Origin of the sequence: Rhodobium gokarnense (genome assembly GCF_025961475.1) — a bacterium.
GTDB classification, from domain to species: Bacteria; Pseudomonadota; Alphaproteobacteria; order Rhizobiales; family Rhodobiaceae; genus Rhodobium; species Rhodobium gokarnense.
On sequence record NZ_JAOQNS010000013.1, the window covers coordinates 164,132 to 176,046 of the forward strand.

Annotated in this window: 11 protein-coding genes; 3 read left to right on the plus strand and 8 right to left on the minus strand. The window is 67.4% G+C overall.

Annotated elements, in window-relative coordinates; all coding sequences use genetic code 11:
- Positions 1 to 34 precede the first annotated feature (34 nt).
- From M2319_RS20035 to M2319_RS20070, 8 genes are all read right to left on the minus strand, one after another.
- Positions 35 to 1,300, minus strand: coding sequence for a TRAP transporter large permease (locus tag M2319_RS20035; RefSeq protein WP_264603232.1), 1,266 nt, complete (start codon positions 1,298 to 1,300; stop codon positions 35 to 37).
- Positions 1,297 to 1,824: a TRAP transporter small permease gene (locus tag M2319_RS20040; RefSeq protein WP_264603233.1), complete on the minus strand. Its 528-nt coding sequence runs from the start codon at positions 1,822 to 1,824 to the stop codon at positions 1,297 to 1,299. The genes M2319_RS20035 and M2319_RS20040 overlap by 4 nt, the downstream gene beginning before the upstream one ends.
- A gap of 98 nt (positions 1,825 to 1,922) precedes the next feature.
- A complete protein-coding gene (locus M2319_RS20045) occupies positions 1,923 to 2,966 on the minus strand; it encodes a TRAP transporter substrate-binding protein (RefSeq protein WP_264603234.1) in 1,044 nt (347 codons plus the stop codon).
- Positions 2,967 to 3,056: 90 nt separating this feature from the next.
- Positions 3,057 to 3,932 carry an SMP-30/gluconolactonase/LRE family protein gene (locus tag M2319_RS20050; RefSeq protein ID WP_264603235.1) on the minus strand — a complete coding sequence of 292 codons (876 nt, stop codon included), beginning with the start codon at positions 3,930 to 3,932 and terminating at the stop codon, positions 3,057 to 3,059.
- Between the two features lies 1 nt (position 3,933).
- Positions 3,934 to 4,896, minus strand: coding sequence for an NAD-dependent epimerase/dehydratase family protein (locus M2319_RS20055; protein ID WP_264603236.1), 963 nt, complete (start codon positions 4,894 to 4,896; stop codon positions 3,934 to 3,936).
- The gene (locus tag M2319_RS20060) at positions 4,893 to 6,407 is read right to left on the minus strand and encodes a tripartite tricarboxylate transporter permease (RefSeq protein WP_264603237.1); all 1,515 of its coding nucleotides are present in this window, start codon (positions 6,405 to 6,407) and stop codon (positions 4,893 to 4,895) included. The genes M2319_RS20055 and M2319_RS20060 overlap by 4 nt, the downstream gene beginning before the upstream one ends.
- Positions 6,408 to 6,415: 8 nt before the next feature.
- Complete coding sequence (locus M2319_RS20065; protein WP_264603238.1) at positions 6,416 to 6,877, minus strand: tripartite tricarboxylate transporter TctB family protein; 462 nt, start codon at positions 6,875 to 6,877, stop codon at positions 6,416 to 6,418.
- A gap of 56 nt (positions 6,878 to 6,933) precedes the next feature.
- Positions 6,934 to 7,902 carry a Bug family tripartite tricarboxylate transporter substrate binding protein gene (locus M2319_RS20070; protein WP_264603239.1) on the minus strand — a complete coding sequence of 323 codons (969 nt, stop codon included), beginning with the start codon at positions 7,900 to 7,902 and terminating at the stop codon, positions 6,934 to 6,936.
- Between the two features lie 190 nt (positions 7,903 to 8,092).
- On the opposite strand from M2319_RS20070, the gene M2319_RS20075 reads away from it, so the two are divergent.
- The 3 genes from M2319_RS20075 to M2319_RS20085 all read left to right on the plus strand — a co-directional run bounded on the left by M2319_RS20075 (position 8,093) and on the right by M2319_RS20085 (position 11,461).
- Entirely contained in the window at positions 8,093 to 8,917 is an 825-nt protein-coding gene (locus M2319_RS20075) for a phytanoyl-CoA dioxygenase family protein (protein WP_264603240.1), read from the plus strand.
- A gap of 65 nt (positions 8,918 to 8,982) precedes the next feature.
- A complete protein-coding gene (locus M2319_RS20080) occupies positions 8,983 to 10,674 on the plus strand; it encodes a thiamine pyrophosphate-binding protein (RefSeq protein ID WP_264603241.1) in 1,692 nt (563 codons plus the stop codon).
- On the plus strand, positions 10,661 to 11,461 hold the full coding sequence (locus M2319_RS20085; protein WP_264603242.1) for an SDR family NAD(P)-dependent oxidoreductase: 801 nt from the start codon (positions 10,661 to 10,663) through the stop codon (positions 11,459 to 11,461). Before M2319_RS20080 ends, M2319_RS20085 begins: the two co-directional genes overlap by 14 nt.
- Positions 11,462 to 11,915: the final 454 nt, after the last annotated feature.

Sequence of the window (11,915 nt, forward strand, 5' to 3'; positions counted from 1 at the left end):
CGCCCGCAGCGCCCGGCCGGGCGCTGCCCCGTTCCTACTTCAGGCTCAGGATCGACAGGCTGATCTGCGGCCACAGGATCAGCACCACGAGCCCGGCGGCGATGGTCAGGATGAACGGCAGCACCTGACGGGATATCTGCTCAAGCTTCAGCCCCGATATGCTGCAGGCGACGAACAGGTTGACGCCGAGCGGCGGCGTCAGGAAGCCGATCTCGCTCGTCACCACCAGCAGGATGCCGAAATGGATCGGATCGACGCCGAGCCGCGTGACCAGCGGCAACAGGATCGGCGTCAGGATGATCACCGTCGACAGCGTCTCCATGAAGGTGCCGAGCACGATCAGGATCGCGGCGAGCAGGAACAGCATCAGCACGGCGTCGGTGGTGACCGTGAGGAGCGAGGCGGCGATTTGCTGCGGGATCTGGTTGAGGGCGAGGAACTCGCCGAAGAACACCGCCGTTCCCATGATGACGACCAGCCCGCCGCAGATGGCGCTCGCCTCCGACAGGGAGTCCCAGATCGCCGTCAGCCCGACCCGCCGCTTGATGACGACGCCGACGAGGAGTGCGTAGAGGACGGCGACGACCGAGGCCTCGACCGGCGTGAAGATGCCGGCATAGATGCCGCCGAGCACGATGAAGGGCGTTGCCAGCGAGAACTTCGCCGCATAGAGCGCCTTGCCGAAATCCCGCAGCTCGAAGGCCGCGCCCGCGCCCCGGAAGCCGGCACGCAGGGACAGGAGATAGGCGACCCCGATCAGGAGGGTGCCCATCAGAAGGCCGGGGACGATGCCGGCGAGGAACAGATCGCCGATGGAGACGCTGGCCAGCACCCCATAGACGATCATCGGGTTGCTCGGCGGCAACAGGATGCCGAGCGTGCCGCCCGAGGAGGTGACCGCGGCGGCAAAGTCCTTGCGGTAACCGTCCTGGACCATGGCCGGGATCAACAGCGTGCCGACGGCGGCGACCGTGCCCGGCCCGGAGCCGGAGATGGCGGCAAAGAACATGCAGGACAGGATGGTGACGATGGCGAGCCCGCCATGGGTGCGCCCGACGACGCGCCGCATCACCGCGATGATGTCCTCGGTGATGCCGGCCCGGGCCATCACTGCGCCGGCAAGGACGAAGCAGGGGATGGCGAGGAGCGGGAACTTGTCGACGCCCTCATAGAGGCTGTGGGCCAGCGAGGCGAGCGGGATCGGCGACAGCAGGAGCTCGATCAGGGACGGCACGCCGAGGACGGCGAAGATCGGCACCCCGAGAAACAGGCAGACGGCGAAGACGACGACGAAGGTCATGGCGCACCGTCCTTGCCGCGGTCGATCTCGACCTCTTCGACCAGCACCGAGCCGCCGCGCCGCCAGGCCTCCCACTGGCGCTGGACGACGCGCAGGGTCATCAGCGCATGGGCGAGCGGGATCACCGCATAGACATAGACGAGCGGCAGGAACAGCGCGGTGGAATAGACCGGATGGGCGATCATGCGCCGGATCAGCAGGATGCCGGCGACGACGACGAAGAGGTTGAAGGCGGCCCAGATCGCATCGGCAAGGAGCAGCGCCACCCGCTCGCCGCCGGGAATGAGGGGCGTCGCCACCGTGACGCGGATGTGCCGGCCCTTCTGGGCGGCAAGGCTCGCCGAGATGTAGACAAACCAGACGAAGCAGAAGCGCGAGACCTCTTCCGACCAGGTGATGCCGGTCTGCAGCACGTAGCGGAAGAACACCTGTGCCGCGAGGATGAGGACCAGCGACGCCAGGGCGAGGTTGGCGACGACTTCCTCGAAGCGGTCGAGAAGGGAAAAGAGGCGCGTAAGGCGCATGGGGCCGTTCTCTTGCAGGTCGGAGATCCTGGGCGGCGCGACGGCCGGACGACGGAACCGCCGCCCGGCCGTGCCGGAGCCGATGGGGTCAGTGGGCCTTACTTGACCTCGCCGGTCTCCAGATAGGTGACGGTGGCATCGACCCAGTCCTTGCCGCCGCCGACGAGCTTGTAGAGCTCCGGCCAGGCGCCGCGGGCACGGGACTGCCACTCCTCCGGGTCCTTGAGCTCGCAGAAGGTGACGCCGTGGTCGTCCTTGAGTGCGCCGCGGACCTCGGCGCCGACCTTCTTGACCCATGCCGCATGGGCCTTGTCGGCCTCGTCGGCGGCCTTGAGGATCACCGTCCGGTCGGCCTCGTCGAGGCCTTCGAGCCAGTCATTGTTGGCGATGACGACGCCGGCCATCGGCAGGTAGGTCGCCTCGGTGATGTATTTGATGTGCTCGTAGAAGCCCATCTTCAGGATAACGTCGGTCGGGCTGTCGAAGGCGTCGACCACCCCTTGCGCCACCGCGCCGTAGGTCTCCGACCAGGCGATCGGATAGGTCGAGACGCCCCAGGCGTCCCACATCGCCGTCATCACCGGGTTCTTCGGCGCCCGGATCTTCAGGCCCTGAAGGTCGGCGAGCTCGTCGATGCACTTGTCCTTGGCAAAGAGGCTGCGGAACGAGTTGGTGTAGCCGCCGACGACCTTGAGGCTGCCGGATTCGTCGAGCACGCGCTTCGCCAGTTCGTCGCGATAGGGTCCGGCCCGGAGCAGGCCGCCCTCGCCGGTGAGCTGGTCGACGCTGGAGGTCATGTAGGGCAGCACCAGAACGTTCAGCGAGGGGGCGAGCTGGGCGACGTTGTTGGAGGTGATGCCGGCCATCTGGACGACGCCGAGCTGCACCTTCTGGGCGGTCGCCTGTTCGGAACCCATGACGCCGCCGTCGAGCACCTCGACGGCGATCTCGCCATTGGAGAGCGTCGCCACCCGGTCGGCGAAGTCGTGGGCATAGATGCCGAAGGCCTGGTCGGCCGGGCAGCAATGGGCGTAGCGCAGCGTGATGCGCGGCTCCGCCGCCGTGCCGGCACCGGGCAGCGCCAGGACGGCAAGGCAGAGCGCCAGGGCGACACCCGCTGTGATCCTCGTTCTGAAAGTCATGGTCTTCCTCCGCTGAAGTCCGCCGCCGGTTTTGGGGAGCCGGATTTGCGGCGGCGTTGTTTGTCCGTTGTCGGCTGGCGCCAGGCTCCCCTATCCAAGGAAATACGGTTCCGGCAGGCCGCGCGCGCCGGTTCCGGTCACGGCAAAGAGGCTGCCGGCGAGCGGCTGATCGGCGGCGCCCTCTTCGGATAGCTGGAACGTCGCGGTGGTGACGTAGAGCGTCGAGAGGTCGTCGTCGCCGAAGGCGCACATGGTCGGGTGTTCGACGGGCAGCGCGATGCGGCGCAGGAGCGTGCCGTCGGGGGCAAAGCAGCCGATCGCCCAGCCGGCGAAGAGCGCCGCCCAGTAATTGCCGTCGGCATCGACCGTGGCGCCGTCGATCCGGCCCTCGGTTGTCGCAGCATCGACGAAGGGACGCCGGTTGGAGATCGCGCCCGCCTCGACGTCGAAATCGTATCTGGCATAGCGCTCGCGGCGGCTGTCGGAGAAATAGAGCGTGCGGTCGTCCGGGCTGAAGGCGATGCCGTTGGAGACCATGATGCCGTTCGCCATCTCGGTGACCGTGTGGTCCGGGTCGAGGCGGTAGAGGGAGGCCTTCGGCTCTGAAAAATCCTCGTCCATGGTGCCGCACCAGTAGCGGCCCCTGCGGTCGCACTTGCCGTCGTTGAGCCTTGTGCCCGGCACGATCGGGTCGAGGCCTGCGATCGGTGTCGCCGCGCCGCTCTCCAGATCGACCGTGAAAAACCCCGTGCCGAGGGCGGCGACGAGGCCGCCGGCCCTGCGCATGCCGATCGAGCCGACCGTCTCCGGCATCTGCCAGGACGCGCGCGCACCCGTGCCGGGATCGAGCCCGTGGATGCGGGCGCCGAGCGAGTCGATCCACAGAAGCTGCCGCCGGCGCGGGTCCCAGAGCGGGCATTCGCCGAGGCGGTCGGGGTTCTGGAGGACGCAGGCGACTTCCGGCACCTTACCAGCCCTTTCGCACGGCGCCGGCCGCCGCCGGGGCGGCCGGGCCGCCCTCCAGCGCGCGGAAACGGGCGACAGTGTCGCGCACGCCGTCGGCGAGCGAGGTTGCCGGCCAGTCGCCGATCACCCGCCGCAAGGGCGCGTTGTCGAAGCCGCCGGTCGGCGAGGGCCGATGGATGTCGGCCGTGGTCACCGTTGCGCCCGGCACGATCATGCGGATCGCGGCAAGGAGGTCGTCGGTGGAGGCGACCTCGGTGGTCAGGTCCGAGACGAGGGCGCCGTCCCAGTGCGCCTCGGTCGCGCGGGCAAAGATCTCGGCGACCTCCCCGGCATATTGGAAGCAGCTTTCGGTGCGGAACGGCAGTTCGTAAGGCAGCCCGAGGGCGGCGGCGCGGATCGCCCGCGTGATCGCGGAGGTCTCGCCGTCGTCGCGGCCGACGCCGTAGACGATGAAGGGACGCAGCCCGAGGCTGGAGATGCCGTGGTCCTCCCAATAGAGCCGGGCGATCTCCTCGTCGGTCTTCTTGAAGACGCCGTAGAGATTGGCCGGCGCGTTGGCCGGCCCGCGCGGCTTGGCGGCGGCCGAGCTGGTGTAGACGAGGTTGCCGACGCCGTGCCTGCGGGCGGCTTCGAAGACGTTGATCTGGCCGATGATGTTGACCTTGGCGCAGGCCACCGGGTTGGCGCGGCAGGCCGGGATCTGCAGGGCGGCAAGGTGGATGACGGCTGCGGGGGCGACCTCGGCAAAGAGGGCATCGACCGCATCGCCGTCGGAGACGTCGCAGTGCCGCCAGTCTATCGCGCCCTGATCCTTTCGCGGCACCAGGCTGTCGATGCGGCTGCGGTCGTCGGTGACGTCGGTGGCGACCACCTTGCGGCCGGCGGAAAGCAGCCGGGCGATGATCCAGGATCCGAGGAAGCCGGTCGCACCGGTGATGAGGACGGGGCGGGCGTCGGCGGTCATTCGGAGGTCCAGTCCATTTTTTTCGTATCGGCCTTGGTCCGGCGGTCGAGCGCCCAGCGGATGGGCGGCCAGAGCAGGATCGCGGCTGTCAGCACGAAGAGGGCGAGCGCGATCGGCCGCTCGAAGAAGGCGAGGAAGTCGCCGCGGGTGATCAGCAGGCCCTGGCGCAGGGAGTTCTCGATCATTTCGCTCAGCACCATGCCGATGACCATCGGCGCCAGCGGGAAACCGTTCTTGCGGAAAAGGAAGCCGACGACGCCGAAGACGAAGGCGATGATGAGGTCAATGGGATTGCCGCGCACGCCATAGGCGCCAATCAGGGAGATGACGACGACGCACGCCATCAGGATCGGTTCCGGGACCCTGAGCACCCGCGTGAAAGCCTGGGCACCGACGGCGCCGACGACGAACATCAGGAGATTGACCGCGATGAGGATGAAGAACACCGCATAGACGAGGTCGAGGTGCTCGGTGAAAAGCCGCGGTCCGGGCGCCAGGCCATGGACGACGAAGGTGCCGAGCATGACGGCGGTGACCGGATCACCCGGAATGCCGAGGGCGAGCGTCGGCACCATGGCGCTGCCGGTGACGGCGTTGTTGGCGCTTTCGGCGGCGACCAGCCCGTCGGGCTCGCCGGTGCCGAGCTTGTCGCGGCGCGGAGAAGAGCGCTTGGCCTCGGAGTAGGAAATGAACGCGGCGGTGGCTGCCCCGGTGCCCGGCAGGGCGCCGACGAAGGAGCCGATGGCGCAGGACTTGAAGAGGATGCCGAGCCGCGGCTTCCACTCCGACCAGGGCGGCAGGCGGAAGCCGACGCGGAACATCGACTGTTCCTTCAGGACGTGGGTTTCCGAGGCCCGCACGAAGACCTCCGACAGGGCGAAGAGGCCGACGATTGCCGGCACCAGTGAGATGCCGGCGGTCATCTCGAAATTGTCGAAGGTAAAGCGCATGTCGCCGGTGACGTGGTCGACGCCGACGGTGGCAACGAAGAGCCCGATGACGCCGGACAGCAGCCCCTTCAGCATGGCGCCGCGCGAGACATTGGCGATGCAGATGAGGGCAAAGACGCCGAGGGCGAAATATTCGATCGCCGTGAAATTGAGCGAAAAGGCCGCGAGCTGCGGGGCGGCGACGATGAGGACGGCGACGGAAAAGAGCCCGCCGATGACCGAGGCGGCCGTCGTCCAGCCGATGGCGAGGTCCGCCTCGCCGCGCCGCGCCATCGGGTAGCCGTCAAGCGCGGTCGCCGCCGCCTGGGGCGTTCCCGGCGTATTGATGACGATGGCGGAGATCGAACCGCCATAGACCGAGCCGCAATAGATGCCGAGCATCAGGGCGAGCGCCGGGATCTGGCCGAGGGTGAAGGTGAAGGGCAGCACCATTGTGATGCCGACCACCGAGCCGAGGCCCGGCAGCACGCCGACGACGACGCCGAGCACCGTGCCGGCAAAGACCGAGACGAGCACCGGCAGGGTCAGAAGATGTCCGATACCGAGGGAAAGGGCGTCCATGGGCGGCCTTAAAAGCTGTCGAACCAGGGCGAGGACGGCAGGATGATCAGGAACACCTTGTCGAAGAGGTACCAGACCGTCAGCGGATAGATCGCGGCGACCGCGCCGATCACGGGCACGTTGCGGTAGCCGAGGAGGAACGGCAGGGCGAAGACGTAGAGAACCGTGGCGATGAGGAAGCCGACAGCCGTGATCGCGCCGATATACAGCCCGGTGAGCGCGATGGTTGAGACGACGATGAGAAGCGTGCGGCCGCTGAAGAAGCGGTGCGGCAGGCGGAGCCCTTCGATGGTCACGGCCAGCGACAGCACCAGCATCAGGGCCAGCAGGATGCGCGGGAAGAACACCGGTCCGCGCCCGGCGGTGACGATGGAGACGTCATAGACGGGATCGAAGGTGTGGTAGAAGAGATAGGCCGCGACCAGCAGCGACACAGCGCCGATCACCGTCGTCCAGGAAACGCGCGTCATCGAAAAACCTCATGCCGCCGGGAAGGCCGGGCGGCCTTCCCGCACCATCCGCGCACTCAGTTCTTCTTCAGGCCGGCCTTGGCCAGAAGCCCTTCGTTCTTGTCGAACTCGGACTTGACGAAGGCCTCGAAGTCGCTGCCGGACATGTATGTGACAGGCATGCGAAGCTGGCTCATGCGCTCGCCGAAGGCGTTCGATTTCATGCCGGCCTCGCAGGCCGCCTGCAGCTTTTCCCTGGCCTCGGCCGGAATCCCCTTCGGCGCGACGATGCCGCCCCAGATCGGGAAGTTCAGATCGAAGCCCTGGTCCTTGGCGGTCGGCAGGTCCTCGGCGGTAGCGACCCGCTCGTCCATCAGCATGGCGATCGACTTCACCTGGTCGGCGTTCTTGGTCAGGAACGAGATGTGGGCGACGAACATGTCGACGGTGCCGTCGAGCATCGCCTTGAAGGTCGGGGCCGAGCCCTTGAAGGGGATGAACTGGAAGTCGGCGCCGGAGGCCTCCTTGACGCCGAGGCCGGCGACATGGGGGATCGAGCCGACCGCCTGGATGCCGTAGTTCAGCTTGCCCGGATTGGCCTTGGCGTAGTCGATCATGTCCTTCAGCGAATTGAACGGCGAATCCTTGCGCACCACCAGCGAGGACGGCGCCGAATAGGCAAGGCAGATATAGTCGAAGGAGGCCGGATCATAGGGCAGCCGGCGCAGGTGCGGCTGGGTGGTCATCGGGCCGACCGGCATCATGCCGATGGTGTAGCCGTCCGGCCGGGCGCGGGCGGTCTCCGCCGCGCCGATGGTGCCGCCGGCGCCGGCCGTGTTCTTGACGACGATCTCCGTGCCGAGCGCCTCGGCCATCGGGCCGGCGAGCGTGCGGGTGGTGATGTCGGTGCCGCCGCCGGCCCCGAACGGCACGATGATGGTGACGGGTTTTTCCGGAAACGCCTGGGCCTCGGCGCTGAGCGCGGCGCCAAGGCCCAGGGCCACGGCGCCGGCGAGAACGGCATGCTGAACGGACGTGCGAACCACTGATATTCCTCCCTTTTTTCTTGTCGGCCTCGTGCCTGGCGGCCGGGCCCTCGGGCGCATTTTACGCCACAAGATTTCCCTACGATACATTTTTAAAAACGGTTTTCAATTTCGAAATTGAAATTAAATTCCAAAAAAATTAATGTCGCGAAAAAGACGACAAGAACGACCACAAGGGAGGACATCAACCATGACACGCAAGACGCGCCTGTCGGATGCGGAGATCGAGACCTATCACCGCGACGGCCTCGTCATTCCGGACTACCGCCTGCCGGAGGAGACCCTCGACGGCCTGAAGGCCGCCGTCGACCGGCTGATCGCCGACCACCCGGACGTGCGCCCGGAGCAGCTCTCTGGCCCGCACAATCCGTGGGGCCAGTCGGCCAAGATGATCGGCAATTACGACTTCCTCAGCTTTTGCGGCTTTCCCGAAATCCTCGACATGGTCGAGCAGGTCATCGGCCCGGACATCATCCTTTGGGGCAGCATGCTGTTCGCCAAGCCGCCGAAGGAGGGAAAGGCCGTGCCCTGGCACCAGGACGGCCAGTACTGGCCGATCTCGCCGCTCGCCACCTGCACCGTGCGCATCGCCATCGACGGCTCGACGGTGGAGAACGGCTGCATGCGCTACATCCCCGGCTCGCACCGGCAAAAGACGCTGGAGCGCCACGCCGTCGCCGACCGGGACGACTACGCCATCAAGCAGGAGATGGAGGAGATCGACGAGACAAAGGCCCGCGACGTGGTGCTGGCGCCCGGCCAAGTCTCGCTGCACGACGTCTACACCGTGCACGGCTCCAATCATAACCGGTCCGGAAGGCGCCGGGCCGATTACGCCATCCGCTACATGCCGGCGACCTCGCTCTACGACCGCAGCCCCGACCATCCGGCAACGGCCTACGCCATGAAGGTCTCGCCGACCATGAACTATCCCTTGCGGCCGATCTGGCTGATGCGGGGTGAGGACCGGGCCGGCAACGACTTTTCCGTCGGCCACGGCAGCCACGCTGCGTGATCCGCCACCTCCGGCATGCACTGATATCTGCAATAAAAACAACACAATAAAATCAACGAGGAACCATGACCAAGACAAACGAACGTGTCGTCGACACTCTGATCGAGGCCGGCGTCACGCGGGCCTTCACCTTGCCGGGTCTCGGCGTCACCTGGTCGCTGCCGGCCTTTTACGACCGTCGGGACGAATTCGATGTCGTCCTGACGCGCAACGAATGGATCGCCTCCATCATGACGCAGGTGACGGGGCGGCTGACCGGCCGTCCCGCCGTCCTGATGGGCCAGGGCCCGTGGCTCACCACTATCGGCGCCATAGGCATCCTGGAGGCCCATTTTGCCGGCTCGCCGATGGTCGTGCTGACGGAAACCTCCGACTATGACGGCTACGGCCAGCTCGGCGTCTATCAGACGATGACCGGCGACTATGGCGGCGCCGACGCCATGGCGTCGCTGAAGCCGATCACCAAATACTGCACCTATGCGACGACGCCGGAAGAGGCCGTCTTCGGCACCCAGATGGCGGTCAAGCACGCCAGCCTGCCGCGCACCGGCCCGGCCGCCGTCATCATGAAGACGTCGATCATCCGGCAGGAAATGCCGGAGGCGCCGAAGCCGGGTCTCTACCCGTCCAAGGGATACCTGTCCTACACCCCTGCCCGGCCCGACGCCGGCGCGGTCGCCCGGCTGAAGGACCTCCTCGACAAGGCCAAGCGCCCGGTCTTCATCGCCGGCAACGGCGTCTTGGCGTCGAACAGCGGCGCGGCGCTGCAGGCACTGGCGGAGGCGGCCGGCATCGCAGTCGCCACCAGCTACAACGCCAAGGGCGCGATCGCCGAGACCTCCGACGTCACCGCCGGCATGCTCGGCACCTGGGGCATGCCGACCGCCAACCGGGCCGTCGCCGAGGCCGACCTCGTCGTCATGCTCGGCGCCTCGATGGGCCCGGACTACACCCGGTTCCGGGACCCGGACCTGATCCGGCCCGGCGACCAGACGCTGGTGCAGGTCGACATCGACCCGCGCAATGCCGGCTGGGTCTATCCGGTGGACCTGGCGATCACCGGCGACGTTGCCGACGTTATCGCTATGCTTGCCGACAGCGGGCTCGATGCCGGGGCTCGCGAGGCGCGGCTTTCCGCCATCGCCGACCTCAAGGAGCGCACCGACTACCACGTCCTGCCCGACCTGCCGGCGGCCCAGGGCAGCGTCCACCATGTCGACCTCGTCAAGGCGATGCAGGGTTTTCTCGGCCCCGACGACATCCTGGCGCTGGATGCCGGCTCCAACCGCATCTGGTCGACCTTCGGCTTGCGCATGCCGTACCCGCAGCAGCTCCTCGTGCCCGGCGGCACCGGCGTCATGGGCTGGGGCGGGCCGGCGGCGGCGGCGGCAAAGCTGGTGCACCCGGACAAGCGCGTCACCTGCCTTTCCGGCGACGGCGGCTTCATGATGACGCTGCAGGTAATCACCACCTGCATCCAGCAGAACCTGTCCACCGTCTTCGTCGTCAACAACAATTCCGGCCTCGGCATGGTCCGGGACAATCTCGGCGAACGGCGCATCGCGGTCGATTTCGAGGACATCGATTTCGTCACCGTCGCCGAGGGCCTCGGCGGCAAGGGGATCAGGGTCTACCACCCGGGCGAGATCCGCGACGCCATCGAGACGGCTCACAAGATGGGCGGGCCGGTCGTCGTCGACGTCAAGGTCGACCCGGACGCCAGCCACCACCAGGCGGTCGACAATGCACCGCTCTGAGGGGCACCGCCGTGAAGGGCGCTTTGAGGGCCGCGTTGCCCTCATCACCGCCGCGGCGAGCGGCGTCGGCCGGGGCGTCGCGCTCCGGCTCGCCGCCGAGGGCGCGTCCGTCACCATCTGGGACCGGGACGCCGACGCGCTCAAGGATGCCGCCGCGGAAGCGGAGAGCGAAGGTCTTTCTCTCGCCACCCGCGCCCTCGACATGACCGACGGCGATGCGATTGCGGAGGCGGTCGCGGAGCTTGCCGCTTCCGCCGGGCGCATCGACGTTCTGGTCAACAATATCGGCGGCTCGCTGCACACCCCGTTCCGGTTCCTCGAGCAGTCGGACGAAGACTGGCAGCGCGTCATGGACGTCAACGTCACGGCCTGTGCCCGCACGACCCGCGCGGTGATCCCGCACATGGTCAAGGCCGGCTATGGCCGGATCATCAATATGGGCTCCAAGGCCGGCCGCTACGGCAGCCTCTTTGCCGGCGCCAACTATGTGGCGGCGAAGGGCGCGATGCAGGCGCTGACCCTGCAGATCGCCCAGGAGTTCGGGCCCGCCGGCATCACCTGCAACAGCGTCTGCCCCGGCGCCATCCTGACGCCGCGGGTGCGCGGACTTCTCGCCGAACGCCAGTCGGAGGAGGAGCGCCAGCGGGTGCTTGGAACGATCCCGGTGCGGCGCCACGGCGAGGTGGAGGACGTCGCCGCGGCAATCGCCTATCTCGCCTCGGAAGAAGCCGGCTTCGTCACCGGCGCCTCCCTCGACGTCAATGGCGGCCAGGGCATGACGATCTGAGGGGGTGTTGACTCGCCGGATTGCCGCGCCGGCCCGTCTAGACCGACATCGGTCGCCCTCCACTCAGCCGTCACCCCGGGCGAAGCGAAGCGGAGGCCCGGGGCCCATTGCCACCTCGGCGCGGTAGCCCGTCGCGGGTCTCGACGTGACTTGGATCCGCGCCAAAGCCACGTTCTCTCAACCGGCGACATACCGCGTTGACAGGGGCATTAGGCCCCGGCTCGGAGGCCGGGGTGACGACGGAGGTTGGGGCGGGCGGGGGTGCATCCAAAAGCGCGCGAAACCCGCTGCAACGCCGTATGGATTGCCGCGTCGGCCTTCCCAGGCTCGCGTCACGCGCCGCTCCCCGTCCTTCGGACCCTCGCAATTGTCTGTTTGAAGTTGGTTAGGATTGTTGTGTCGCCGCAGATGGCGATGCCGGGTCCGGGGCGGCCGCTCCGGACCCGGCGCGGAT